General features: G+C 73.9%; 23 protein-coding genes. All 23 read right to left on the bottom strand.

The window, feature by feature from the left end; all coding sequences use genetic code 11:
• Window positions 1-93 precede the first annotated feature (93 nt).
• The 23 genes from IF651_RS13630 to argS all read right to left on the bottom strand — a co-directional run bounded on the left by IF651_RS13630 (window position 94) and on the right by argS (window position 26,028).
• Window positions 94-909, bottom strand: a complete 816-nt coding sequence (locus tag IF651_RS13630; RefSeq protein WP_191829674.1) for a F0F1 ATP synthase subunit delta — start codon at window positions 907-909, stop codon at window positions 94-96.
• Window positions 909-1,508, bottom strand: a complete 600-nt coding sequence (locus tag IF651_RS13625) for a F0F1 ATP synthase subunit B (protein WP_422110491.1) — start codon at window positions 1,506-1,508, stop codon at window positions 909-911. Before IF651_RS13625 ends, IF651_RS13630 begins: the two co-directional genes overlap by 1 nt.
• The gene (locus IF651_RS13620) at window positions 1,505-1,738 is read right to left on the bottom strand and encodes an ATP synthase F0 subunit C (RefSeq protein WP_166849664.1); all 234 of its coding nucleotides are present in this window, start codon (window positions 1,736-1,738) and stop codon (window positions 1,505-1,507) included. The genes IF651_RS13625 and IF651_RS13620 overlap by 4 nt, the downstream gene beginning before the upstream one ends.
• Before the next feature lie 101 nt (window positions 1,739-1,839).
• Window positions 1,840-2,523 carry a F0F1 ATP synthase subunit A gene (gene atpB / locus IF651_RS13615; RefSeq protein ID WP_422110490.1) on the bottom strand — a complete coding sequence of 228 codons (684 nt, stop codon included), beginning with the start codon at window positions 2,521-2,523 and terminating at the stop codon, window positions 1,840-1,842.
• Between the two features lie 296 nt (window positions 2,524-2,819).
• Window positions 2,820-3,353 carry a Cg1360 family ATP-synthase-associated protein gene (locus IF651_RS13610; RefSeq protein ID WP_241744450.1) on the bottom strand — a complete coding sequence of 178 codons (534 nt, stop codon included), beginning with the start codon at window positions 3,351-3,353 and terminating at the stop codon, window positions 2,820-2,822.
• Between the two features lies 1 nt (window position 3,354).
• Complete coding sequence (locus tag IF651_RS13605) at window positions 3,355-4,605, bottom strand: undecaprenyl/decaprenyl-phosphate alpha-N-acetylglucosaminyl 1-phosphate transferase (protein ID WP_191829673.1); 1,251 nt, start codon at window positions 4,603-4,605, stop codon at window positions 3,355-3,357.
• Window positions 4,602-5,306, bottom strand: a complete 705-nt coding sequence (locus IF651_RS13600; RefSeq protein ID WP_191829751.1) for an L-threonylcarbamoyladenylate synthase — start codon at window positions 5,304-5,306, stop codon at window positions 4,602-4,604. The genes IF651_RS13605 and IF651_RS13600 overlap by 4 nt, the downstream gene beginning before the upstream one ends.
• A gap of 5 nt (window positions 5,307-5,311) precedes the next feature.
• Entirely contained in the window at window positions 5,312-6,265 is a 954-nt protein-coding gene (gene prmC, locus IF651_RS13595; protein ID WP_191829672.1) for a peptide chain release factor N(5)-glutamine methyltransferase, read from the bottom strand.
• Window positions 6,258-7,349: a peptide chain release factor 1 gene (prfA, locus tag IF651_RS13590; RefSeq protein WP_191829750.1), complete on the bottom strand. Its 1,092-nt coding sequence runs from the start codon at window positions 7,347-7,349 to the stop codon at window positions 6,258-6,260. The genes prmC and prfA overlap by 8 nt, the downstream gene beginning before the upstream one ends.
• A gap of 136 nt (window positions 7,350-7,485) precedes the next feature.
• Window positions 7,486-7,704: a 50S ribosomal protein L31 gene (gene rpmE, locus IF651_RS13585; protein ID WP_191829671.1), complete on the bottom strand. Its 219-nt coding sequence runs from the start codon at window positions 7,702-7,704 to the stop codon at window positions 7,486-7,488.
• A 151-nt stretch (window positions 7,705-7,855) separates the two neighbouring features.
• Window positions 7,856-10,024: a transcription termination factor Rho gene (rho, locus tag IF651_RS13580; RefSeq protein WP_191829670.1), complete on the bottom strand. Its 2,169-nt coding sequence runs from the start codon at window positions 10,022-10,024 to the stop codon at window positions 7,856-7,858.
• A 274-nt stretch (window positions 10,025-10,298) separates the two neighbouring features.
• A complete protein-coding gene (gene thrB, locus IF651_RS13575; protein WP_191829669.1) occupies window positions 10,299-11,240 on the bottom strand; it encodes a homoserine kinase in 942 nt (313 codons plus the stop codon).
• On the bottom strand, window positions 11,240-12,355 hold the full coding sequence (gene thrC / locus IF651_RS13570) for a threonine synthase (RefSeq protein WP_191829668.1): 1,116 nt from the start codon (window positions 12,353-12,355) through the stop codon (window positions 11,240-11,242). Before thrC ends, thrB begins: the two co-directional genes overlap by 1 nt.
• Window positions 12,356-12,358: 3 nt before the next feature.
• Entirely contained in the window at window positions 12,359-13,702 is a 1,344-nt protein-coding gene (locus IF651_RS13565; protein ID WP_191829749.1) for a homoserine dehydrogenase, read from the bottom strand.
• Between the two features lie 196 nt (window positions 13,703-13,898).
• Window positions 13,899-15,218: a WxL protein peptidoglycan domain-containing protein gene (locus tag IF651_RS13560; protein ID WP_338403964.1), complete on the bottom strand. Its 1,320-nt coding sequence runs from the start codon at window positions 15,216-15,218 to the stop codon at window positions 13,899-13,901.
• A gap of 11 nt (window positions 15,219-15,229) precedes the next feature.
• Window positions 15,230-16,909 (bottom strand): HtaA domain-containing protein, encoded by a 1,680-nt coding sequence (locus IF651_RS13555; protein WP_191829667.1) that lies wholly within the window; start codon window positions 16,907-16,909, stop codon window positions 15,230-15,232.
• Between the two features lie 152 nt (window positions 16,910-17,061).
• Window positions 17,062-18,420 carry a hypothetical protein gene (locus tag IF651_RS13550; RefSeq protein WP_191829666.1) on the bottom strand — a complete coding sequence of 453 codons (1,359 nt, stop codon included), beginning with the start codon at window positions 18,418-18,420 and terminating at the stop codon, window positions 17,062-17,064.
• Window positions 18,417-19,700, bottom strand: coding sequence for a hypothetical protein (locus tag IF651_RS13545; protein ID WP_191829665.1), 1,284 nt, complete (start codon window positions 19,698-19,700; stop codon window positions 18,417-18,419). Before IF651_RS13545 ends, IF651_RS13550 begins: the two co-directional genes overlap by 4 nt.
• Window positions 19,697-20,500, bottom strand: a complete 804-nt coding sequence (locus tag IF651_RS13540) for a heme ABC transporter ATP-binding protein (protein WP_191829664.1) — start codon at window positions 20,498-20,500, stop codon at window positions 19,697-19,699. The genes IF651_RS13545 and IF651_RS13540 overlap by 4 nt, the downstream gene beginning before the upstream one ends.
• Complete coding sequence (locus tag IF651_RS13535; RefSeq protein WP_191829747.1) at window positions 20,497-21,579, bottom strand: FecCD family ABC transporter permease; 1,083 nt, start codon at window positions 21,577-21,579, stop codon at window positions 20,497-20,499. The genes IF651_RS13540 and IF651_RS13535 overlap by 4 nt, the downstream gene beginning before the upstream one ends.
• A 56-nt stretch (window positions 21,580-21,635) precedes the next feature.
• Window positions 21,636-22,805 carry a heme/hemin ABC transporter substrate-binding protein gene (locus IF651_RS13530; protein ID WP_191829663.1) on the bottom strand — a complete coding sequence of 390 codons (1,170 nt, stop codon included), beginning with the start codon at window positions 22,803-22,805 and terminating at the stop codon, window positions 21,636-21,638.
• 155 nt (window positions 22,806-22,960) lie between these two features.
• Window positions 22,961-24,346 (bottom strand): diaminopimelate decarboxylase, encoded by a 1,386-nt coding sequence (gene lysA / locus IF651_RS13525; RefSeq protein WP_191829662.1) that lies wholly within the window; start codon window positions 24,344-24,346, stop codon window positions 22,961-22,963.
• The gene (gene argS / locus IF651_RS13520) at window positions 24,343-26,028 is read right to left on the bottom strand and encodes an arginine--tRNA ligase (RefSeq protein ID WP_191829661.1); all 1,686 of its coding nucleotides are present in this window, start codon (window positions 26,026-26,028) and stop codon (window positions 24,343-24,345) included. The genes lysA and argS overlap by 4 nt, the downstream gene beginning before the upstream one ends.
• Window positions 26,029-26,123 lie beyond the last annotated feature (95 nt).

The following is a 26,123-nucleotide window of genomic DNA, read 5'->3' as shown; positions in this document are numbered from 1 at the left end:
TGCTCTTCTCCTGTCGTGGCCGCACCGCGTCGGCGGTGTCGGTCGAACGTTCGTTGGTGTGCGGCCAGGGGCCGGCAGGGCGGTCGGATCGGATCAGCTGACCAGCCGACGACGGGCGTCGGCGAGCCGGGACAGCACGGTCGAGTCCACGACGTCGGCACCGACCTGGATGCGCAGGCCACCGAGCACGGCGGGGTCCACCGAGACGTTGAGCTGCACGGCACGGCCGTACGCGCGCTCCAGCAGGCCGCCGAGGCGGGCGAGCTGTGCCTGTGTCAGGACATCCGCCGCGGTGACCGCGGCGACGAGACGGTTGCGACGCTCGGCGGCGAGGTCACCGACGCGACCGAGCGTCTGGACGAAGCGGCGTCCACGCAGCGCACGTGCCGCGTGCTCGACGAGGACCTGCGTGGCCTGGTCGACCTTGCCGGCCACCAGCCCGCGCACGAAGGATGCGCGTCGCTCCGGGTCCACCGAGGTGTCCGAGAGCAGCTGCCGCGCGTCACGCTGGCCCACGAGGGCCTGCGAGAGCCGGAACAGCTCGTCCTCGACGGTCTCGAGGGCGTCGCGCGACTGGGCGGAGGCGAGCACCGCGTCCAGGCCGAGCCGCTCGACGGCGTCGGCAAGGTCGCGGTCGCTCGACCACCGCGACCGCACCAGGCCCGAGACGAGGTCGACCACACGACCGTCGAACCCGTTGCCCAGCACGCCCGCGACGAGCGCGGCCTTGTCCTCGCCCGAACGTGCCGGGTCCGAGAGCGAGCGCCGCAGGGGGGTCGAGGCGTCGAGCGCGGCGGCGACGGCGAAGAGCTGCTCACCGAGCGCGAGCGCGTCCGCGCCCGCCGAGCGCAGGACCGGCTCGAACCGCTCCTGCGCCTGCGTCTGCGACGTCCCGCTCGTCCCGCGCATCAGCGCTCCTCGGAGGCCGAGCCGCCGGCAGCGCTGGCTGCGCTAGGTCCGGCGTTCTCGAGCTCGTCGAGGAAGCGGTCCACGACCCGGCTCTGTCGTGCCGAGTCGGCGAGCGACTCGCCGACGATCTTGGAGGCCAGCTCGGTCGCGAGCACGCCGACGTCGTTGCGCAGCGAGACCGCTGCCTGCTGGCGCTCGGCCTCGATCTGACGGTGCGCGGTCTCGACGATGCGTGCGGCGTCGCCCGACGCCTTGGCGCGCAGGTCCGCGACGATGTCGGAGCCCTCGGCCCGAGCCTGCTCACGGATCTTCGCCGCCTCGGCGCGTGCCTCCTGCAGCTGCTGGTGGTACTCGGCCAGAGCCGCGGCGGCCTCCGCCTGGGCGGACTCCGCCTTGGCGAGCCCGCCCTCGATCTTCGCGGTGCGCTCGTCGAGGACCGCCTGGAACTTCGGCAGCGCGTACCGGTAGAACACGATGCCGACGATCACGACGATCACGAGCGACCAGACGATGTCCGGCGCGTGAGGCAGCAGGATGTTGGTCGTGCTCTCCTCGGCGGCCGAGACCACTGCGGTGCTTGCGTCCAGGGGGATCATCATGCCGGGACGATGAAGCCGGCCACCAGGCCGAGGAGCGCGAGCACCTCGACGAAGGCGATACCGATGAACATGGTCGTGCGGAGCTGGCCGGCGACCTCGGGCTGGCGGGCCATGCCCTCGATCGTCTTGCCGATGAGGATGCCGAGGCCGATGCCCGGGCCGACCGCCGCGAGGCCGTAACCGACGGTGCCGATGTTTCCGGTGACCTCGGCGAGGGTGGTGACGTCCACTGGGTTTCCTTCCGTTGGGCGCCGGGACTCGGGTGACCCGGCGTCGCGTTGATGATTCAGGTGTGGGCTGTGACCGGCTCAGGCCGGGAGCCGCGAGGTGGTCAGTGCTCCGCCTCGATGGACATGTTCAGGTACACGGCGGTGAGGATCGCGAAGACGTAGGCCTGCAGCGCCGCCACGAAGATCTCGAAGAAGAAGAACGCGGCGCCCGCCACGAAGGTGCCCGCGCCGAACAGCTTCATCGCACCGTCGGAGTCGAACAGGAAGTACGACGTGGCCGTGAAGCAGATCGCGAGCATCAGGTGCCCGGCGACCATGTTGGCCAGGAGCCGGATGACGAGGGTCGCGGGCCGCAGCACGAACACCTGGAGGAACTCGATCGGGGTCAGCAGGAGGTAGAGCACCTTCGGCACGCCCGGGGGGAAGAGCGAGCTCCTGAGGAACCCGCCGACGCCCTGTGCCTTGACCCCCGCTCCCAGGTACATCACGTAGGTCCAGGCGGCGAGCACGATCGGCAGGCCGATGACGGACGTCCCGGCGATGTTGAGGAAGGGCACCACGCTCGTGATGTTCATGAACAGCACGGTGCAGAAGATCGTCGCCAGCAGCCGGAAGTACTTGCGGCCGTTGACCTCGCCCAGCACCTCGACCGCGATCGAGTTGCGGACGAAGTCGAGGATCATCTCGACCGCGTTCTGGAACCGGCCCGGCACCAGTCGCGCACGGCGTGCGGCGAGGCAGAAGATCGTCAGGAGCACGACGGCCGCGATGACGCGGACGAGCATGATCCGGTTGAACTCGAACGGGGTGCCCTCGAAGAAGATCGCTGGCGGGAAGAAGTCCGCGACGGTCGGCGCGTGGAACTCACCCTCACCCTCGGAGGCGGCGAGAAGCAGGGGGATCGCTGGCGTAGACAGGAGGGTCTCCCGGAGGTCGTAAGGCCGGAGGCGCTTCCGTACAAGGAGGGCACGCCGTCGGACCTGGCCGTCATGGATTCGCCAGTAGCCTAACGTATGGATCGCCGTGCTCACGTCCCGTTGCGAGCGCTTGTGACATTTTGCTCATGCGCCCCGGGCAACCGTCAACGAGGCTCCACGTAAGGGATTCTCCCCTTGGCGACGGCCCGGTAGTCGAGCACCGCGGAGCCCACGACGCCCACGAGCAGCACCGCCGCGAAGACCCACCGGTCGTAGAAGTCCTGACCCCGCAGCACGACCAGCACCACGATCAGCACGACCATCTTCACCAGCCAGCTGCCCATGACGACGGCCGCCGTCGTGGCCGGGGTCGAGTCCACGGTGAGCAGGACCGTCAGGACCGTCGTCCCGGAGAACAGCAGCGCCACCCCGACCCCGAGGAGCGCGCCCCACACGCCCGCCGAGCCGGAGACCAGCGCGCCGACCACGACGCCGAGGACGGCGAGCGACCCGAGCAGCAGGAGCATGTCGCGCAGCGCGGTGCGCAGGACCGACCGCACGGCATGACCCGACGGCACGGGCGTCGGCCCTGCCTGCCCTGCCTGCCCGGCCGGCCCTGCGGCCCCCTCCCGGGCTGCGGTCTCGTCGGGCACCGCTGGTTCCCGTCCGGGGTGCGGCTCGGGTGACGTGGAGGACATCTCAGGCTTCCTTCGAGGGGACGGTGGGCGCGCTCGAGGTCGTCGAGCGCGAGGACGGGGGTGACGTGGGGGCCGGAGGTGACGCGAGACCCCGCGTGCCGGTCGCCGACGAGGACACGGGCTCCTGGTCGTCGAGGAACCGGCCCCGGGTCCGCAGCGGGCCGAGCGTCAGCAGCAGGGCGATCACCACGGCGACCAGGAGACCGACGGCGACGGCGCGCCAGCTCCACGCGACCAGGGCCACGGCGCCGAACGCGAAGACCGCGGTCCAGACGTACAGGATGAGCACCGCGCGACGGTGCGAGTGCCCGATCGCGAGCATCCGGTGGTGCAGGTGCATGCGGTCCGGGTGGAACGGCGACCTGCCCGCCAGCACGCGCCGCACCACGGCCATCCCCATGTCGAGCAGAGGGAGCAGGATCACCGCGAGCGGCAGGAGGATCGGGATGACCGCCGGGAGCTGCTGTGCGCCGGAGAGGTCGCGCGGGCTGATGCTCCCCGTCACGACGATCGCGGCGGCGGACATGACAAGACCCAGGACCATCGACCCCGAGTCACCCATGAAGATGCGCGCCGGGTGGAAGTTGTGCGGGAGGAAGCCGACGCAGATCCCGACGAGACAGGCCATGACCAGCGTCGCGAGGCTCGCGTAGTCGTCCCCGCCCGCCTGTCGCGTGAGCACGTACGTGTACACGAAGAACGCGGTGCCCCCGATCGCCACGAGCCCGGCGGCCAGACCGTCGAGCCCGTCGACGAAGTTCACGGCGTTCATCGCGACCACCACCACGAGGATCGTGGCGACGAGCTGGAGCCGGGAGGACCAGATCAGCGTCCCGCCGACCGGGAGCGTGAAGAGCACGACCCCCTGCGTCGCCATGAGCCCGGCGGCGAGCACCTGCCCCGCGAGCTTCGTCATCCAGTCCAGGTCCCAGATGTCGTCGGCCATGCCCAGCAGGCACACCACGGCCGCGGCGCCCACGATCCCCCAGGTGCGCGGGTCGGCGACGAGCTCGCCCGCGACGTCGCGCACGAAGACTCCGCGCAGGAACGGCATCTGCGACGCGAACACGATCCCCACCACGAGGCCCAGGAGCATGGCGAGCCCCCCGAGGCGCGGCGTCGGGACCGAGTGCACGTCGCGGGCGCGCACGGCCGTGATCGCGCCCGTCCGCAGCGCGACCCACCGCGCGAACGGTGTCGTGAGGAACGTCACCACCGCGGCGACGAGCATCACGAGCAGATAGACCCTCACCCGCCGCTCGCCCCCGCGGGGTCGTCGGCGCTACGGGGCGCCGGCTCGGAGCCGCGGTTCGGGTCGCGGTCGGGACCCAGGACGGGCACGACGTCGTTCAGCTCCTCGAGGGAGACGGCACCGGCGCGCACGACGCGCAGCACGGACGACGTGGCGTCGACGATGGTCGAGGCGACGCCACCGGGTGCGGTACCGCCGTCGAGGTAGACGGCGACCTTCTCGCCGAGCTGGGCGCGGGCCTCCGCGACGTCGAGCGCCGCCGGGCTGCCCGTCGCGTTGGCCGACGACACCGCGAGCGGGCCGGTGCGGCGCAGGAGGGCGAGCGCGGCGTCGTGGTCGGGCATGCGCAGCGCCACGGTCCCGTTCGTGTCGCCGAGGTCCCAGGCGAGCGACGGCTGGGCGGTGAGGATGAGGGTGAACCCGCCGGGCCAGAACCTCTCGACGAGCAGGCGCGCGGCGTCGGGCACGTCGGTGGCGAGGCCGTCGAGGGTGCGGACGTCCGGGACGAGCACGGGCGGCGGCATCTGGCGCCCGCGCCCCTTGGCCGCCAGCAGGGCCGCCACGGCGTCGGCGTCGAACGCGTCGGCGCCGATCCCGTAGACGGTGTCGGTGGGCAGGACGAGCAGGCCGCCGCGGGAGACCACGTTGACCGCCTCGTCGATCGCAGGGCCCCACGTCGCGGGGTCGGTGACCGGGTGCACGGAACTCACGGCGCCAGTCTTTCACGACGGCCGGCGCCCTCGGGGAGGTCGGCGTGCCCGGCGTCGTCGCGCGGCCCACGCGTCGCCACCACCATGCGGTCACGGCCGGTGAGGTCCTGCTCGGTACGCACGTCCTCGAACCCACCGGTCGCGACGACCATGTCGCGCGCGCCGGACGCCTGGACCTCCGCATGCTCCATCACGTACAGGCCCCCGGCCCGCAGGAGCCGCGCGGCCGCGCGGGTCACGCCGCGCGGGACCTCGAGCCCGTCGGGACCGAGCCCGTACAGCGCGACGGCGGGGTCGTGGTCCGCGACCTCCGGGTCGCGCGGCACCGCGCCCGGCGGGACGTACGGGGGGTTGCTGACCACGACGTCGCACCGCCCGTCCAGATCGGGCAGCGCCGAGCGCGCGTCCCCGCGGACGAGGTGCACGACGACGCCCTGCTCCGCCCGGACGCCGGCGACGTTGCGCTCGGCCCAACGGTGCGCCCGGGCGTCGAGCTCGACGGCGTGCACCACCGCGCCGGGGACCTCGGTCGCGACCGCGAGCGCGATCGCACCCGACCCCGTGCACAGGTCGACCACGGTCGCGCTGCCCGTGCCCTGGACGGCCGCGCGCGCCGCGTCGATCGCGACCTGCGCGACCTGCTCCGTCTCGGGCCGCGGCACGAACACCCCCGCCCCGACCGCGATCTCGAGGTGCCGGAACGGCGCCGTACCCGTGAGGTGCTGGAGCGGGACGCGCGCCGCGCGCCGGGTCACGAGCTCCTCGAAGCGGGGGACGACGGCGTCGGGCAGGTCGCGGTCGAGGACCGTGAGCCGGCGGACCTCGCCCCGGGAGACACCGAGGGCGTGCGCCAGCAGGAGCTCGGCGTCGGCACGCGGCGACGGGACGCCCGACCCTGCGAGCGTGTCCGTGGCCCGACGCAGTCGCGCCGAGGGTCGGGTGTCAGGCATCGCCGGCCGCGGCGAGCCGTGCGGCCTCGTCGGCGTCGATCGCCGACCGCACCACGGGGTCGAGGTCGCCCGCGAGCACCTGGTCGAGGTTGTAGGCCTTGTACCCGGTGCGGTGGTCGGCGATCCGGTTCTCGGGGAAGTTGTAGGTCCGGATGCGCTCGGAGCGGTCGACGGTACGCACCTGCGAGCGGCGCACGTCCGCCGCGGCGGCCGCCGCCTCCTCCTGCTGCGCCGCGAGGAGACGGGCGCGCAGCACGCGCATCGCCTGCTCGCGGTTCTGCAGCTGGGACTTCTCGTTCTGCATCGACACGACGATGCCGGTCGGCACGTGCGTGATGCGCACGGCCGAGTCGGTCGTGTTCACCGACTGCCCGCCCGGCCCGGACGACCGGTAGACGTCGATCCGCAGGTCGTTCTGCTCGATCTCGACCTCGCCGGGGTCCTCGACCTCGGGGAAGACGAGCACGCCCGCCGCGGACGTGTGGATGCGCCCCTGCGACTCGGTCACCGGCACGCGCTGCACGCGGTGCACGCCGCCCTCGTACTTGAGGTTCGCCCAGACGCCCTGCTCGGGCGCTGTCGGGGTCGACCGGTTCTTCACCGCGACCTGGACGTCCTTGTACCCGCCGAGGTCGGACTCGGTGGCCTCGATGACCTCGGTCTTCCAGCCGCGCCGCTCGGCGTAGCGCAGGTACATCCTCAGGAGGTCGGCCGCGAACAGCGCCGACTCCTCGCCGCCCTCCCCCGCCTTGATCTCGAGGATGACGTCACGGCCGTCGTCGGGGTCGCGCGGGACGAGGACCCGCCGCAGCCGCTCGGTCGCCTCGGCCGCCGTCGCACGCAGCGCCGGGAGCTCGGCCGCGAACGCCTCGTCCTCGAGGGCCAGCTCCTCCGCCGCGTGCGCGTCGTCGGTCGCCTCGCTCCACGACCGGTAGGCACGCACGACCTGGTTGAGCTCGGCGTACCGCCGACCGAGGGTGCGGGCCCGGCCGGCGTCGGCGTGGATCGCGGGGTCGGCGAGCTGCGCCTCGATCTCGGCGTGCTCGCCCAGCAGCGATCGCGCGGCGGCGAACGGGTCGGTCACCTGGTCGGTCACGGGAGGCTCCTGGGCTCGGCGGGACGGGGCGAAGCGGGCGTGAACGCGACAGCGCCGGTGGTCCGAGCTCGTCGACTGCCCCTGGAGAGGTTGTCGGGCTCGGACCACCGGCGCTGCGGTGGTGCTACTTGCCGGCGTCCTTCTTGCCGTAGCGCGCCTGGAAGCGGGCCACGCGGCCACCGGTGTCGAGGATCTTCTGCTTGCCCGTGTAGAACGGGTGGCACGCGCTGCACACGTCGGAGCTGATCTTGCCCGACGTCTCGGTGCTGCGCGTCACGAAGGTGCTCCCACAGGTGCACGTCACCTCGGTGGTGACGTACTCGGGGTGGATACCAGACTTCACGGTGTCTCCTTGGATGTGATGTCTCCGGGTCAGGCCGGGAGACCCCGGGCCTGTGAACCGCAGACGGGCCTGCGTGAGCGCAGACCGACGAACATTGTGCCAGAACGCCCCGGGGTGCCGAAATCATCCCGCACCCCGGGCCGGAGCCGCCTCAGATCGTGCGACCCGCGTTCTCGTCCGCGAAGCTCGCCGGCGTGGTCTTCTGGACCTGCAGCAGGAACTCCGCGTTCGACTTCGTGTCCTTGAGCTTGCCGAGCAGCAGCTCGATCGCCTGCTGCTGGTCGAGCGCGCCCATGACCCGACGCAGCTTGTAGACGATGCGCAGCTCGTCCTGGGAGAGCAGCACCTCCTCGCGGCGGGTACCGGACGCGTTGACGTCCACCGCCGGGAAGATGCGCTTGTCGGCGAGGTTGCGCGACAGGCGGAGCTCCATGTTCCCGGTGCCCTTGAACTCCTCGAAGATGACCTCGTCCATCTTGGACCCGGTCTCCACGAGCGCGGACGCGAGGATGGTGAGCGAGCCGCCGTTCTCGATGTTGCGCGCGGCACCGAAGAACCGCTTCGGCGGGTAGAGCGCCGAGGCGTCCACACCGCCGGAGAGGATGCGGCCCGACGCGGGCGCCGCGAGGTTGTACGCGCGGGAGAGCCGCGTGAGCGAGTCGAGGAGCACGACGACGTCCTGCCCCAGCTCGACGAGGCGCTTCGCCCGCTCGATCGCGAGCTCTGCCACGATCGTGTGGTCCGACGCGGGGCGGTCGAACGTCGAGGCGATGACCTCGCCCTTGACCGTCCGCTCCATGTCGGTGACCTCTTCGGGCCGCTCGTCGACCAGGACGACCATGAGGTGGACCTCAGGGTTGTTGGTCGTGATCGCGTTCGCGATCTGCTGCATGATGATCGTCTTGCCGGCCTTCGGGGGCGCGACGATGAGACCGCGCTGGCCCTTGCCGATCGGCGCGACGATGTCGATCACGCGCGGCGTGAGACGCGTCGCCTCCTCGTTCTCGAGGCGCAGCCGCTCCTGCGGGTACAGCGGGGTGAGCTTGGTGAAGTCCGCGCGTCGACCTGCCGCGTCCGGTGCCATCCCGTTGACGGTGTCGAGCCGGACCAGCGCGTTGAACTTCTGCCGCTGGCTGCTGCCGCCGTTGTCGCCGTCCCGCGACTGCCGCACCGCGCCGGTGATCGCGTCGCCGCGTCGCAGACCGGACTTCTTGACCTGGCCGAGCGAGACGTAGACGTCGTTCGGGCCGGGGAGGTACCCGCTCGTCCGGACGAAGGCGTAGTTGTCCAGGATGTCGAGGATTCCGGCGACGGGCAGCAGCACGTCGTCGTCGTTCAGCTCGATCTCGTCGAGGCTCGCGACGTCCGGACCCTGCCGACCCGTGGTGCGGCCCCGCTTGCGGTCCCGCCCGCGATCGCGACCACGGCGGCGACGGCCGCCGCGCTCCTCGTCGCGGTCGCTCGCGCCACCCTGCCCGCTCTGACCCTGGCGGTCCTGGCGGTCCCCGCCCTGCCGGTCCTGGCGGTCCGAGCCCTGCCGGTCCTCGCGGTCCGCGCGCTGGCCCTGGTCGCCCTGGCGCTGCTGGCCCCGGCCGCCCCTGTCGGAGCGGTCGTCCGCCGCTGCTGCGTCGGTACGCTCCCCGCGCCGCGAACCCTTGTCCCCCGACACCTGGCCGACGGCCGCCGCGGCACGCGCGGCCCGGTCCCCGGACGACTCGTAGGACGTCGTGTCCCCCTCACGCCGGGCCCCCTGCCCACCGAGCGCCTCGGCGACCGCAGCGGCGGCCTCGGCACGGGAGTCCCGCTGCCCACGCTTCTGCTGGTCACGGCCCTGCTGGTCACGACCCTGCTGGTCACGACCCTGCTGGTCATGGTGCTGCTGGTCACCGCGCTCCTCGGAGCGGCCGTTCGACTCGCGGCCCTCGCCGCGCGCGTCGTCGGCACGTGCCGGGAGGTCGAGGACGGGCGTCGTCCCGCGCTGCTCGCTCGCCGCTGCCGGGGCGTGCTCACGCACCGGCTCGCTCGCGTTGCTCGCCGGTCGGTCCGCGCGCCGGCTCCGGGCACGGCTCGGCTTCTCGAGCCGCGCGCCGTCCGCGTCGCCGGCCGGGCGTGCCGGGGCGGCCTGCTCACCGGTCCTGCCCCGGATGACGTCCACGAGGTCGCTCTTGCGCATCTTGGAGGTGCCCTTCACACCGAGCTGCGACGCGAGCGCCTGGAGCTCGGGGAGGCGCAGGCTCGAGAGCGCGCCGTTCCGGGCGGTGCCGCCGGCTGCGTCCTGGCCGGACGCGCTGCCCGTGGCGGTGTTGATGGTGTCTGTCACGAAGGACCCTTCCCCCTCGTCTGCGCCCACCTCTCAGAGGGTGGACCGCGGGTGGTCGACGACCGGCGCGTGACGGCCGGCACGTAGATCAGCCCCACGCCGGTGGTACGACGACGTCAGCTGACGTGGGCTGGATTGGCCTTCTCGCAAGGAGTCCCCGCACCGGACGCGACGTGCGCCGGGGTGAACAGCCCGGAAGGAACCGGGCGAACAGCTGGCGACACGCGAGCGGTACCGCGTGAGAGGAGTTGGATCGAAGGCTTACCGCACTCTATCACCGCGAGGAGCCTTCCTGGACCCGCCGTGCGGTCACCCCGTGCTCGTCGACGGCCATCGGGTGGACGGCCCAGTCCGAGATCCCGCCGACCAGCGCACCGGCCGCAGCACGGACCCGATCCGCGTCCGCGGCCTCGCACAGGACGAGCACCGTGGGTCCGGCCCCCGAGACCGTCGCCGCGACGCCCTCGGCGCGCAGCGACTGCACGAGCTCGTACGTCGTGGGCATGACGTCCGAGCGGTAGCCCTGGTGCAGCCGGTCCTCGGTGGCGTCGAGGAGGAGATCGGGGCGGCGTGAGAGCGCCTCGACGAGGAGCGCGGAGCGTCCGGCGTTGAACGCCGCGTCGGCGTGCGGGACGCGGTCGGGCAGGACGCCGCGCGCGTGGCTCGTGGCGAGCCGGGCCGACGGCACGAGCGCGGTCAGGCACAGGTCCGGGTGGAGCTCGAGGCGGACGGCCCGGGCGCCGGCACCACCCGCACCCCACGCGACCGTCGCGCCGCCCAGGATGGCCGGCGCCGCGTTGTCGGGATGTCCTTCCAGGTTGCTCGCGAGCCGCAGCGTCGCGTCGTCGTCGAGCACGGACGGGTCCGCCACGAGAGCGCGCGCGGCCACGATCCCGGCGACCACCGCTGCCGCCGAGGAGCCCAGTCCCCGCCCGTGCGGGATCCGGTTGACGCAGGACAGGTGCAGCCCGGTCTGAGGGGCGCCCGCCACCTCGAGCGCCGCCCGCAGCGCCCGCACGACCAGGTGCGTCTCGTCCCGGGGCACGTCCGCGGCGCCCTCGCCCTCGACGTCGACCACGACCTCGTCGCTCGCGAGCGCCCGGACGTCGAGCACGTCGTAGGAGGCCAGGGCGATCCCGAGCGCGTCGAAGCCCGGCCCCAGGTTCGCGCTGGTCGCGGGTACCCGCACCTGCACGTGGTCGGCGCCGAGCTGCATCAGCCCAGCCCGAGCGCGTCGGCGATCGAGACGACGTCCGCGCCGACCCGCACCGGCTCCACGTCGGACCCGTCGGGTGTGCGCAGCGCCCACTGCGGGTCCTTGAGCCCGTGGCCGGTCACCGTGATCGTGATCCGCGCGCCCGCGGGCACGAGCCCGCGCTCGGCGCGGGCGAGGACCCCGGCGACGCCGGCGGCGGACGCCGGTTCGACGAACACCCCGACCTCGCTCGACAGGATCCGGTGCGCGGCGAGGATCTGCTCGTCCGTCACCGCCTCGATCGTCCCCCCGGACTCGTCCCGTGCGTCGAGCGCCTGCTGCCACGACGCGGGGTTGCCGATGCGGATCGCGGTCGCGATCGTCTCGGGCTCGGTGATCGGGTGCCCGGCGACGATCGGAGCGGAGCCGGCGGCCTGGAACCCCCACATCTGCGGGGTCCCCGTCGCCACCGGATCGAGACCCTCGCCCGGGTGACCCGGTGCCCCCTGGCCCGCGTACTCACGGAAACCGCGCCAGTACGCGGTGATGTTCCCGGCGTTGCCGACGGGCAGGGCGTGGATGTCGGGCGCGTCGCCGAGCGCGTCGACGATCTCGAAGGCGCCTGTCTTCTGGCCCTCGATGCGGTCCGGGTTCACGGAGTTCACGAGCTCGATCGGGTGGGTGTCGGCCAGCTTGCGGGCCGCGACGAGGCAGTCGTCGAAGTTGCCGTCCACCTGGAGCAGCCGTGCGCCGTGGGCGATCGCCTGGCTGAGCTTGCCCATCGCGATCTTGCCGTCCGGCACGAGCACGGCGCACAGCATCCCGGCACGCGTCGCGTACGCCGCGGCCGACGCGGACGTGTTGCCCGTCGACGCGCACACGACCGCCCGCGCGCCCCGACCCGCGGCGGCGGACATCGCCGTCGTCATCCCGCGGTCCTTGAAGGAACTCGTCGGGTTCATGCCCTCGACCTTCACGAAGACCTGCGCCCCCGTCCGCTCCGAGAGGGCGGGGGCCTCGACGAGCGGGGTCCCACCCTCCCCGAGCGTCACGACGCGTTCGGACACGTGCGCGGGCAGCCGGTCGGCGTACTCGCCGATCACGCCCCTCCACTGGTGGGCCCTCTGGACGGCCATGGATCAGGCTCCCTCGACTCGCAGGACGGACGTGACGGTTCGGACGGGTTCGAGCGCCGCGACGGCGTCGACCATCGCGGCCAGCGAGGCCTCGGGTGCCGCGTGGGTGGTCAGGACGAGGTGCGCGACGCCGTCCTCGGCGTCGTCGACCTCGTCCTCCTGGCGGGTGGGCTGGCGCACGGCCTCGATCGAGACACCGTGCTCGGCGAGGACCTGCGTGACCTGCGCCAGCACACCGTGCCGGTCCTCGACGTCGACCCGGACCTGGTAGCGCGTGATCGCCGCCCCGGTGGGGAGGATCGGCAGCGCGGCGTACGTGGACTCCTGAGGTCCCTTGCCCCCGAGCACACGGTGCCGGGCGGCGGAGACGACGTCGCCCAGGACCGCGGACGCGGTCGGCGCGCCCCCCGCGCCGCGACCGTAGAACATGAGCTCGCCCGCGGCGGCGGCCTCGACGAACACGGCGTTGAAGGACCCGCGCACGTTCGCCAGCGGGTGCGCCAGGGGCACGAGCGCCGGGTGGACCCGCACGGAGACGCCCGACGGCGCCCGGCCGGGTCCGTCCTCGCGCAGGTCGGCGATCGCGAGGAGCTTGATGACGTAGCCCGTGCGCGCGGCCCAGGCCACGTCCTCCGCGGTGACGGAGCGGATCCCCTCGCGCGCGACGTCGGCGATCGACACGCGCGTGTGGAACGCGAGGCTCGCGAGGATCGCCGCCTTCGCCGCGGCGTCGTAGCCCTCGACGTCGGCCGTCGGATCCGCCTCGGCGAAGCCGAGCGCCTGCGCCTCGGCGAGCGCGTCCTCGAGGCTCGCACCCGTCGTCGCCATCTGGTCGAGGACGTAGTTGGTCGTGCCGTTGAGGATCCCGAGGACCCGGCGCACGTCGTCGCCCGCGAGCGACTCGCGCACGGGGCGCACGATCGGGATGGCGCCGGCGACGGCGGCCTCGAAGTAGATGTCCACCCCGGCGCTGTCGGCGGCGCGGTAGAGCGTCGGGCCGTCCTCGGCGAGCAGCGCCTTGTTCGCCGTCACGACGGCCGCGCCGGCGGCGATCGCACGCAGCAGCAGCGCGCGCGCGGGCTCGATGCCGCCCATGACCTCGACGACGATGTCGGCGTCGTCGACGAGGGACTCGGCGTCGTCGGTGAGCAGCGCGCGGTCGATCACCGCGTCGCGCGGCGCCGTCACGTCCCGCACCGCGATCCCGACCAGCTCGAGCGGCGCGCCGGCCCGGGAGGCGAGGTCCGCGGCGTCGTGCGTGAGCAGGCGGGCGACCTGCGTCCCGACCACCCCGCAGCCGAGCAGCGCGACGCGCAGCGGACGTGGTGCGGCAGGGGTGGCGGGCACGGTCGACCTTTCCTCGATGGCGGTGGCGTCGGCGTCGACAGCCCTCGGGCGCGCTGCCCGGACGTGCAGACGCAGGGCACCGACCAGCGGTTCGACGGATCGCACGGCAAGGATACTGTCCGTGCCCGCCCACCCCGACCCGCGCCCACGGTGTGGTCACGTGTGGTCACGTGTGGTCACGTGCCGTCACGCGTGGTCACCGCGCCCCTGGACCGGCCGGACCCTCCCCGAGCTCCGCGAGCGCCTGGGCGCGCCCTTTCGCGCGTGCCCGCTCGAGCGCGGCGGCGAGGTCGTCGGCGACCGGTCCCTGCGGACCGGACCCGGACGTCGGGTCGGCGGACACCTCAGGTCCGTCGGAGCGGTGCACGCCCTCGGCGCGCGCGGCTCCCCCGGACGTCGCGCCCGCTCGCGCACGGGACCGTGCACGACGTGCCGAGAGCGCAGCGAGCGCCGCGGCGGACCTGCCGGGAGCGAGGACCGCGACCACGACGACCAGCAGGACGACCGCGAGCAGCGCCCACGGGACCGCCCAGGTCCCGGCCGTCCCGCTCGCGCTCGCGAGCGCACCGCCACCGACCCCGACCGCGGTGGCGTCGACCACGACCTCGGCCGTGGCGCGTCCCAGCGGGCGCACACCCGCGACGGTGACCTCGCGCTCGAGGCTCGACCCCGGCAGCAGCTCCGGCAGCGCGGTGGGCCCGGTCCCGCGGCGCGCCCAGCCCGCCGGGCCGGTCACCTCGCCCCGCTCGAGCGCGACGACACGCGCGTTGCCGGTGTTCGTCACCGTGTAGCGCAGCGTGGCCGTCGACGTCGCGAGCGGGTCGACGGAGCCGTGGTGCACGAGCTCGACGTCGCTCACCTCGAGCGCGGGCGCGAGCGCACCGGCGACCCGGGCGTGCACGCGCAGCGCGAGCCTGCGGTCGTAGGTGAGCGTGCTGCCCTCCTGCGCCTGGACCAGTGAGGTGACGACGCCGCCGGAGTGGTCGCCGGGTGACGCGTCGTCGGGCACCTGGAGCGTGAACGGCACCTCGACGGACTGGCCGGGCTCGAGGTCGAGCCCGGCGACGTCGAGCGTGAGCCACGAGCCGAGATCGACCGGCTCGTCCCCCGCCGGCAGCAGGTCGAGGTTCCCGCTCGTGGTCGTGAACGCGTCCGTGCCGTAGACCCCCAGGTGCAGCGGGACCGTGGAGTCGTTGGTGACCACCACCGCGTCCTGCACGCTCTGCCCGGGCTCGACGGCGTAGGCGAAGTTGGCGCGGTCCGGGTCGTCGTCGTCCGTGGCGGGCAGCATCCCCCAGGTGACGTCGCCCACGTCCCCGACGTCGGCGGCCGCGACGCGGGCGGGCACGGGCGCTGCGGCGGACGCGGACGCCGCTACGGCGGGGAGCACGAGGCCCACGGCGAGGGTGGACACGAGGGCGAGGACCGCCGCGCCCGCCCGGCGGACGCCGGCACGTCCGGGAGATCCCGGACGAACCGGTGCCACCGAGCGGGCGCGGGAGGTGGAGTCGGGCACGATGCGTCCTGTCAGCCGATCGCGGTGAGCGTGAGCACACCCGTGTAGTCGCCGGCCGGGGTGTCGAGCGGGAGCTCCAGCGCGAGCCCGGCGTCGACGGTCGCGCTCCCCTTGGCGTGCCCGGCCGGTGCGGACGCGAGCGTGGCCGAGGCCGACAACCCGCCGGAGACACCCGGGACGACCGCGAGACCGGCGACGGCGTCGACGGTGTTCTCCCCCGTCAGCGCCGGCTCCCAGCCGAGCAGGCTGCCGGAGAAGGACCGGTCGCCCGCGACGAAGTCCGTGACGGACCCGTTGATGCTCCACGCGGGGCTGCCCGTGCGCGTGTCCTCGACCGTCACGGGCCGGAGCGCGCCGGACGCGACGAACGCGTCGTCGGTCGCGGTCGCCGTGCCGAGGCTGACCGCGCCGGCACCGCCGCCGACGGTCCACGTGAACGCGCCGTCGGGCTCCGGCTCGGGGTCGACCTCGTCCTCGGGGACCGTGACGTCGATGGGGACGTCGCCGTCGCCCGCGAAGGACACGGGCACCGCGAGCTCCTGCGCGGCGTTCGCGGCCGCGCCGCCCGCGGCATAGGTGTAGACGCCGTAGCCGCCGGCGACCTCGTCGTTCTCGGCGACCGTCAGCTCGGCCGTGAACGACCCGTCCGCGGCCAGCGGCACGAGCGCCGCCCGCTGCTGCGGATAGTCCGTGCCGACCTGGGTGAAGGAGGGCTCCGGGAGCGCCCACCTCTGGGCGATGACCTTGCGGGCCGACGACGCGGCACCCTCGGACGGGCGCCAGTCGTCGGCGAACCGGCCGAACACGACGTAGACGCCCGTGGGCTGCCCGGAGGCCACCGGCGGGCGGCCCGCGGAGTTGACGTTCGCCGCCGGGTCGAAGCCGGACCCGGTGACCGTGACGGTCTCGCCCACGGCGAGGCCCTGGGTCTTCGAGACGGTGATCGTCGGGTCGCCGACCTCGACCGGGGCGCTCTCCAGCGCTGCGGTGAGCGTCAGGTCGTCGAGCGGGTCGCCCGCCGCGTAGAGCGGCAGCGCCTGCGAGCCCGCCTCGGTGAGGGTGAGGCCCGTCGCGCTGACCGTGACCGAGTCCTCGCCCAGCTCGACGTCGGCGGACGACGTCGTCGCGATCGTCACGCCCTCGCCGCCGTACGTGCCCTCCTCCCAGCTGCCGAACGAGCCGGTGACGACCGCCTCGACGTCGGCGACCACGGACGTGGTGCCGCCGGAGACCTCGAGACCGACGTTCTCGATGCTGATCTCGAAGTAGTGGGACGGGAAGTGGTACTCGAACCCGCCGTCGGACCGGATGCTCAGCTCGTCCGCCGACTCGACGGTCCCCCCGGAGACCGGCAGCAGGTACGGCAGGGTCTCGTTCGGGGTCGAGGTGTTGGTCGCGCTCGCCGGCGTGCCGTCGAGGTCGAACTCCGCGGGCGCGACGAGCGTGATCCGCTGGCCGGTCGGGACAGCACCGATCGGCGGCAGCGCCGCGGTCTGGTTGCCGACGTAGGAGCGGAAGCTCTGCTTGAAGCCCCAGCCCAGCGCACCGTCCTCGACGCCGTCGGCGGCGGCGACGTCCTGGGCGGCGGTCGCCGCGGGCGCGGTCGCGACGAGCGTCGCTGCCAGGCCGAGGGCGGCGACGCCGACCCCCGCGACCAGGCGGCGCGAGGCTCGCGTCCGATGTCCGTGCATGTGCATGATGTCCTCTCGTGCCGGTCGACCCGGCGTCTGCTCCGTGGAACGGGGTGCCGCACGCGGTGCGTGCGGTGTGCCGGACGTGCCGGCGCGACCGACCTGCCGTCGGGATCCGGGCGGGAACTCGACCCGGCGGCAGGCTCGGTGGTCTAGGTGCGGAAGGGCAGCACGAGCCATCCCTTCCGGAAGCCGTGGACCGCGCCCGCGGCGGCGAGCAGCAGCCCCGTGCCCCAGATCGCGAGCCGCTGGACGGGTCCGGACGGGACCGTCGCGCCGGTGGGCACCAGGCCCTGCCCGCCCCCGACCGTCGACGCCGCGACCGCCGGGTAGAACGGCGGCTCGGTCGTGTCGAGCGGCGATCTCGCCGCCCCCGGTGCGTCGTGCACCCTGCCGGGAGCCGCGGTGGGCGCCGCGGTGCCGTTCGCGGTCCCGGGCGTGAGGGAGGCCGGTGGCCGGACCGCTGTCGCCGTCGGACCGGGCGGTCCGGCGTCGGGCACCAGGTCCGGATCGCGCACGACCGGGTCCGCCGCGTCGAAGCTCACGGCGAGCGGCGCGGCGACCTTCGCGCTGTCGCGCGCACCGCCCGACGAGTACCAGTAGGCCGCCTGCCCGGTCGACTGCTGGAAGTCGACGAAGTCCTGCGGGAACGAGCCCCAGTGCGCCGCGTTGCTCGCGGTGCGCGGGACCTGCGGGACACCGCCCGCCGGAACTCCGACCGCGACGCCCCGATACGTGGGCACGGACTCGAAGCCCTTGTCCCCGTCGAGGGAGACGCGGGGCAGCGTGGCGAGCGTGACCACCTTCTCGCGCAGCGCCACCCACTGGGACGCGTCGTCGCGCGAGGCGCCGAAGCCGCCGGCGGTGGCGGTGAGCGTCCCGGTGCCGCCCGGTGCGACGCGCAGGACGGGGTCGCTCGCCCACCAGTACGTCATCCCGCCGTAGAACACGACGGTGAAGGTCCCCTTCCAGCGGATCTCCGCCGTCCCCGCCGCGGGGTCGACCGTGCCCGTGCCCGCGTCGAGCACGACCTCCGTTCCGGTCGACAGGTTGTTGCCGATCGACACGGTCCGGCCGTCCGCGGCCCGGCACCGCGTCCCGAACGTCGCGAGGGCGGACGACCCGTCCGCGCGCGGACGCTCGACCCGCACGTTCCCCTCCTTCGCGCGGTAGTAGCCGTCCGCCGCCTCCCAGACGTCGGAGCCCCCCGTGTCGCCGTCGGTCCCGGGCACGCCCGCCATGAGGAAGTTGCAGCCGCCGAAGTAGGCGGCGGCGCCGGACTCGTGGTTGAGCGTCCAGCGCAGCTCGGCGTCCCGCACGGCGAGCTCGCCGGGCGCGTCGACGCCCGTCCCCGCGCCCGGTACCGTCACGGTCACCGGGATGGAGGACGTTCCCGCCCCGGGCCCGCCCAGGCCGTCGTCCGCCGCGACGGCGACGCCGCCGAGTCCCGCCGTCAGCGTCAGGCACGCCAGGACGCACGCGGCGAGGCAGGTGGCGAGCTGCCGGTTCATCGGAGCACCCCGTCCTCGTGCGCGCCCACGAGGTGGCGCGGCACGTCCGGCGCGACCGGCGGGAGCGACTGCGTGGCTGCGCCGTCCGGTGCGGGCGGCGACTGCGTGGGCGTCCCGTCCGAGCGTGCGTCGCGACGTCGGCGTCGTGCGGTGACGAACGACGACACGACGACGAGGAGCAGCACCAGACCGGCGACGAGGACGGCGATCTCGGCCGGCGAGTACCCGTCGTCCGCGCCGGGAGCGGCGGCCGGCGCCGCCTCGGACGCGCTCACCGCCGCGGGGTCGCGGCGGACCGTGAGCTCCACCTCGGGCGCGCTCCCGGAGGACGCACCCGTCAGGCGCAGCACGTGCGTGCCGACGCGCAGGTCGTCGGGAAGCTCGATGATGCCGGCGACCTCGCCATGGGTACCGGCGTTGAGCGGCCCGACGGCGAGCACACCGTCGTCCACCAGCGCGACGACCTGCTCCCCGGGTTCGAAGCCCTGGCCGGCGAAGCTCAGGGCGTGCCCGGCGACAGCGGTCGCCCGGTCGATCCCGACGGTCGCCGTCTCGGGACGGTCCGCCTCGTCGGTCCCGGCCGGCTCGCGCGCGCCGGAGGAGGCCGCGGCCGGCGTCTCGTCGGGCGGGTCGCCCGCGTCCGGTGCCTGCTCGACGGCACCCGACCCGGCGTCGACGAACGACACCGGCGTGAAGGACTCGTTCGTCGCGTTGCGCACGCCGTGCGCGCCGACGGTGATGACCCCGCACTGCACCTCGCGGCAGTCGACCGTGGTCACGGCGCCGCCGCGGTCCTGGGCGTCGAACGTCGGACCCGGGACCACGATCGACGTCGACCAGGTGCCGTCCGCCGCGACCACGCCGCCGTTGGCCGACGACTCGGTGTCCGAGCCCGGGAACGCGACGAAGCGCTGATACCCGTGGTTGTCCGCGGACTCCGAGTCCGGCACGTAGCGGTAGTCGGCCCCGACGGTGCCGCCCTGGCTGGGCGCCCACGAGCCGCCCGGGTCCGCGACCCAGCCGAAGAACACGTAGATCCCGCCGAAACCGCCCTGCACCGACTGGAAGCCGCTGCCCGTGACCCGCAGCGTCGTGCTCGAGGTCGTGCTCGCCTCGGCGCGGCCGGAGTCGTTCGCGACGCTCACGCGGGCTGCGGCGTACGCAGCAGGAGCTGCCCAGCCGATGCCCGCGAGCGCGGCCAGCAGCACGACGAGCAGGCCGGCGAGCACGGCCCGGGCAGGCGGTGCGGGCGGCGTCGCAGGGCGCACGGCGCGGTTCATCGGACATCCTCCAGGACGGGGCGGCGGGGCTGACGGCGCGGAAGGACGAGCAGCTCGCCCGTGAGCGGGTGGGGCAGGACGTCGACCGGATGGCGGTAGACGCGCCCCAGGACCTCGGGGTCGAGCACGTCGGCGGGCGCGCCGACCCCGGCGATCCGACCGCCGTCGAGGATCGCGACGCGATCGGCGTACGCGGCGGCGAGGGACAGGTCGTGGAGCACGACGACGACGGCGTCCCCCGCCCGAGCCCGCTCGCGTGCCTGGGCGAGCAGGTGCTCCTGGTGCCTGACGTCGAGCGCTGCCGTCGGCTCGTCGAGCAGGAGCAGCACCGGCTCCTGCGCGAGGACGCGCGCGAACGCCGTCCGTGCCTTCTCCCCGCCCGACAGGGTCGGCACGCGCCGCGCGGCGAGGTCCAGCACGTCGGCGGTCACGAGCGCGCGCGCGACGACGGCGTCGTCGTCGTCCTCGCGCGCCGTCCCGCGCCACGGGGCGCGTCCCATGCGCACGACGTCGACCACCCGGAACGGGAAGGACACGCGCGTCTCCTGGAGCAGCACCGCCCGTCGACGTGCGAGCTCGGCGACACCCGTCGCCGCGAGCTCCACGCCGCCCCACGTGACGCTGCCCGACGACGGCACGCGGTCCCCCGCCAGCACGCCCAGCAGCGTCGACTTGCCGGCACCGTTCGGCCCGACGAGGGCGAGCACCTCGCCGGCGCGCACGTCGAGGTCGACGTCGTCGACGAGCGTCGCGGCCTCGATCGTCACGCTCACCCCGCGCACGCTCAGGAGGACGCTCATGCCCACCCTCCCGCGGTACGCCGGGTGCGCCGGATGAGCCAGAAGAAGAAGGGGCCGCCCACGAGCGCCGTGAGCATGCCGATCGGCAGGTCCGCGTACGGCACCGCGGTGCGCGCGACGAGGTCGGCTGCGAGGAGCAGCACGGCGCCGCCGAGCGCGCTCGCGGGCACGAGCACCCGGTGGCCGGGACCGACGGCCATGCGGACCACGTGCGGCACGACCAGCCCGACGAACGCGATGATGCCGCAGAACGCGACCGCACCCGCGGTGAGCAGCGCGACGACCACGATGGCCACGATCCGCAGCCGCTCGACGTCGACGCCCAGGTGACGTGCCGTGCGCTCCCCGAGCGACAGCAGGTCGAGGCGCCGCGCGAGGGCGGTCGAGGCGACGACGCCGACGAGCACGACCGGTGCCACGACCGCGACGTAGGGCCAGCGGGTCCCGTTGAGCGAACCGAGCTGCCAGAAGACGATCTGCTCGCGCGTCTGCGTGTCGCCGAGGAACGTCAGCAGGGCGAGCCCGGCGCCGCAGACGGCGTTGACGGCGACGCCCGTCAGCACGAGGGTCACGACCTCCGTGCGCCCCTCGGACCGCGCGAGCACGTAGACGAGCAGCGTCGTGACGAGCCCGCCGACGAACGCCGCGGTCGCGGTGGTCCACGGGCCGAGCGTGGTGAGCCCGAAGACGATCGTCGCCGACGCGGCGACGGCCGCTCCGGACGAGACCCCCACGACGCCCGGGTCCGCGAGCGGGTTGCCGAAGACCCCCTGCATGACCGCGCCCGCGGTCGCGAGGGCTGCGCCGACGAGCGCGGCCAGCGCGATGCGGGGGAACCGGATCGTCCACAGCGCGGCGTCGCCGTTCGGGTGGGCGGGCATCGGTCCCACGTCGAGGCCGAGGCGGTGCAGGAGCGAGCCGACGACCTCGCCCGGCGGGACGTGCAGCTGACCGGCGCCGGCGGAGACGACGACGAGTACGACCAGCAGCGCGGCCAGGACGACGAAGAGAGCGGTGGCGCGAGCGGGCCGGGCCGGCGGGAGCGCCGTCGGGCCGTCCGTCGCGCGGACGGCGGCCAGCGCGGCTGCGTCCGCAGACGACTCCCGGGATGCCGGAGCGCCCGTCGTCGGCGCGCTCACGGGGTCGCCTCCGGCGCGTAGACCGCGCCCGCCAGCGCGTCGAGGACACGGGCCGTGTCCGGACCGTAGGACAGGATCGACGAGTCCGCCATGTCCACGACGCGCCGGTGCTCACCCGCGGGCGTCTGCGCGAGGGCCGGGAGCTGCTCGAGCAACCCGTCGACGCCGCCGACCGACTCGAGGCCCTTCGTCATGACGAGGACGAGGTCGGGCTGTGCGGCGACGAGACCCTCGTCGTTGACGGGCCGCATCCCGTCCCAGCCGATCTCGGTCGCCACGTCGACCCCGCCGAGGGACGTGATGAGCGAGTCCGCACCGGAGCCCGAGCCGAACATGTAGTAGACGCCCGCCTGTCCACGCACGTAGAGGAAGACCATGCGCAGGCGTCCCTCCTCGTCCGCGGGCACGATCTCGTCGATCTGCGCCCGGGTGGCGGCGATCTCGCCCTCGACGCGCTCGGCGAGCTCCGTCCCCTGCGCGCTGACGCCGAGCGCGTCGGCGACCTGCTGCACCAGCGGTCCGACGGTCTCCAGGCTGCGGTGGGAGTCGACGACGACGACGGGGATCCCCGCGTCGCGCATCTGCAGCACGACGTCCCAGGGACCGAGGGTCGTGTCGGTGATGATGACGGTCGGGGCGAGCTCGAGGATCGCCTCGGCACTGAGCTCGTGCCCGTTCGCGGTGACGAGCGGCTCGTCCGCGATCTCGGCGAAGGTCGACGACGTGTCCCGCCCGACGACCTGGTCCCCGAGACCGAGCTCGAACGCGATGCGCGACGTCGTGCCGTAGAGGTCGAGCGCGAGGATCCGGCTCGTGTCGGTGACGGTGACCTCGGTCCCCTGTGCGTCGGTGAGGGTCACCGGGAGGTCGGGCTGCGCGTCGGTGGTCACGGGCTCGATCGGCTCCGCCGCGAGCACGGCGGTCGACTCGCCGACCCAGGATCTCGGGTCGTCGACCGGCTCGAGCTCGGACAGCGGCCGTGACGGCGCCACCGCCGCGGCCTCGGACGTACCGGCACCGACGCTTCCGCACCCGGCCAGGAGCGCGGCGAGCACCACCGGCAGCCCGAGCACGGCGAGGACGCGGGAGCGCAGACGGGGAGCACGACTGCGGGACGGCGTGGCGACACGCCCACGCGGCGCGAGAGGTCGGCTGGTGACGGCCATGGCGGTGCGGCAACTCCTCGATGGGCGCCCGGACGAGCGCGACGACCTCGTCTCCGAGGCGAGCGTTGCCTAACCTAATTTAGGAGAGCCTTTCCTAGCAAGAGCTGGATGACGGGTTGACAGAGATCACACCCGCCGGGGTTCGCGGGACCCGATCAGCCCAGGTCGAGCGCGAGGAGGTCGTCCACCGACTCCCGTCGCACGAGGACCCGGCTCGCGCCACCTGCGACGGCGACGACGGGCGGGCGTGCGATCAGGTTGTAGTTCGACGCCATCGAGCGGCCGTACGCCCCGGTCGCGGGCACCGCGAGCAGGTCGCCTGCGCGCACGTCGCCCGGCAGCAGGACCTCGTGGACCACGATGTCGCCGCTCTCGCAGTGCTTGCCCACCACGCGGGCGAGCACCGGCTCCGCGGCCGAGGACCTGCCGACGAGCTCCGCGTGGTACCTCGCGCCGTACAGCGCGGGGCGGATGTTGTCGCTCATGCCGCCGTCGACCGAGACGTACGTGCGCACGCGTCCGTCCTCGAGCGTGACGGGCTTGACCGTGCCGACCGTGTAGAGCGTCATCCCGGCCGGACCGACGATCGCCCGACCCGGTTCGATCGAGAAGCGCGGGAGCGGGGTGCCGAGGTCACGCGCGACCGCGGCGACCGCCTGCGCGACGTCGTGCGCCACGCGGTCCGGGTCGAGCGTCTCGTCGCTCGGCAGGTACGCGATGCCGTAGCCGCCGCCGATGTCGACCTCGTCCACGAGCGACCCCGTGCGCGCGGCCAGCGCGGCCCGCAGCTCCAGGACGGCTCGTGCCGCAGCCTCGAAGCCGCTCGCGTCGAGGATCTGCGAGCCGATGTGCGAGTGGATGCCCAGCAGGTGCAGCTCGGGGCGCCGGACGACGTCGAGCAGCGCGACCGTCGCGGGCGAGTCCTGGCCCGCCGGCGCGACGATCGACAGGCCGAACTTCTGGTCCTCGTGCGCGGTCGAGATGTACTCGTGGCCCCCGGCGTGCACGCCGGTCGTGACCCGGACCATGACGGGCGCGACGACGCCGCGGGCGCGCGCGGCAGCGGCGACCCGGTCGACCTCGACGAGCGAGTCGACGATGATCCGCCCGACCCCGGACCGGAGCGCCTGGTCGATCTCCGCGTCCGACTTGTTGTTGCCGTGCAGGCCGATCTCTGCGCCCGGGACACCCGCGCGCAGGGCGAGGGCGAGCTCTCCCCCGCTCGCGGTGTCGACGCGCAGGCCCTCCTCGCGCGCCCAGCGCGCGACCGCGACCGTGAGCAGCGCCTTGCCGGCGTAGTACACGTCGACGTCGGTGCCCACCGTACGGAAGGCCGTCTCGAACGCCGTGCGGTACGCGCGCGCACGGGACCGGAAGTCGGCCTCGTCGAGCACGTACGCCGGCGTACCGTGCTCGGCCGCGACGTCGCGCACGTCCGTCCCGGCGACCTCGACGACGCCGTCGTCGCGACGGCGCACACCGCGCGACCACGGCTCGCCCGGGTACACCGCCTCCCCCGCACCGGGCACCTCGTCGGTCACATCCGCTCCGGGGCGGAGACACCGAGCAGCCCGAGCCCGTTCGCGAGGACCTGGCGGACCGCGTCGTTCAGCCAGAGGCGGGTGCGGTGCGTGTCGGTGACGTCCTCGTCCGGGTACGGCAGGACGCGGCGGTCCTTCTGCTGGTACCAGGAGTGATAGTCGCCCGCGAGCGCCTCGAGGTAGCGGGCGACGCGGTGCGGCTCGCGCAGCTCCGCGGCCTGGGCCACGATGCGCGGGAACTCGGTGAGCCTGCCGATGAGCGCGGCCTCGGTCGCGTGGTCGAGCAGGGCGGGATCGAAGCCGTCCGCCCGGGCGACGTCGCGGTCTGCGGCGTTGCGGTCCACGGCGCACGTCCGCGAGTGGGCGTACTGCACGTAGTAGACCGGGTTCTCGTTGGTCGCCCGGGTGAGCAGGTCGAGGTCGAGGTCGATGCTCGAGTCCACGGACGAGCGCGCGAGCGAGTAGCGCGCGGCGTCGACGCCGACGGCGTCGACGAGGTCCTCGAGCGTGACCACGGTCCCCGCCCGCTTGGACATGCGGACCGGCACGCCGTCCTTGACCAGGTTCACCAGCTGGCCGATGAGGATCTGGAGGTTCTCGCCCGGGGTGTCGCCGAACGCGGCGCACACCGCCATCATGCGGCCCACGTACCCGTGGTGGTCCGCGCCGAGCATGATGATGACCTCGTCGAACCCGCGCTCGCGCTTGTCGAGGTAGTAGGCGATGTCGCCGGCGATGTAGGCCGCCTCGCCGTCCGACTTGATGACGACGCGGTCCTTGTCGTCGCCGAAGTCGGACGTGCGCAGCCACGACGCGCCGTCCCGCTCGAACATCCTTCCCGCGTCGCGCAAGCGCCCGACGGCGCGGTCGACCGCACCCGACTCGTGCAGCGAGTCCTCGTGGAAGTACACGTCGAAGTCGACGCCGAAGTCGTGCAGCGCGGTCCTGATCTCGGAGAACATCCGGTCGACGCCACGCGAGCGGAACACCTCCTGCGCGTCGGCGTCCGGCAGCGTGCGCGGGTCCGGCTCTCCCGCGGCGACCGCGTCGGCGATCACGGCGTCGGCGATCTCCGAGACGTACTCGCCGCCGTACCCGTCCTCGGGCGCCTCGAGGCCGCGAGCGCGCGCGAGGAGCGAGCGGGCGAACCGGTCGATCTGTGCGCCGTGATCGTTGAAGTAGTACTCGCGGGTCACGTCGGCGCCGCTCGCCTCGAGCACGCGCGCGAGCGAGTCCCCCACGGCCGCCCAGCGCACGCCACCGATGTGGATCGGGCCGGTCGGGTTCGCGGAGACGAACTCGAGGTTGACGCGCTTGCCGGACTCCGACTCCCCGCGCCCGTAGGCCGGGCCCGCCTCGACGACCGTGCGCGCGAGCTCGCCCGCCGCGGCGGCGTCGAGCGTGATGTTGAGGAAGCCCGGCCCTGCGACGTCGACCGACCTGATCCCCGACGTCGACGCGAGACGTGCGGCGAGGTCCTCCGCGATCGCGCGCGGCGTCGTGCCCGCCTTCTTGGCGAGCTGCAGCGCCACGTTCGTCGCCCAGTCGCCGTGCTCGCGCTGTCGGGGTCGCTCGACGTGGACGGAGGCCGGGACGGCGTCCGCGGGGAGGGCGAGGGTGCCGTCGGCGACGGCGGCGGCCAGGGCAGCGCTCAGCGCTTCGGAGAGCTCGTCGGGGGTCACGGGTCGATCCTACCGAGGCGGGACCGACCCCCGTCGCGCCGACGCCCGACCATCCCCGGCGTGCTGGTAGTCTCGTGCATCGCGCCGACCGGTCG

The organism is Cellulosimicrobium arenosum (assembly GCF_014837295.1).
Lineage (GTDB): Bacteria > Actinomycetota > Actinomycetes > Actinomycetales > Cellulomonadaceae > Cellulosimicrobium > Cellulosimicrobium arenosum.
The sequence above is the reverse complement of the archived record's forward strand: the minus strand, read 5'-3'. Positions and strand labels throughout refer to the sequence as shown.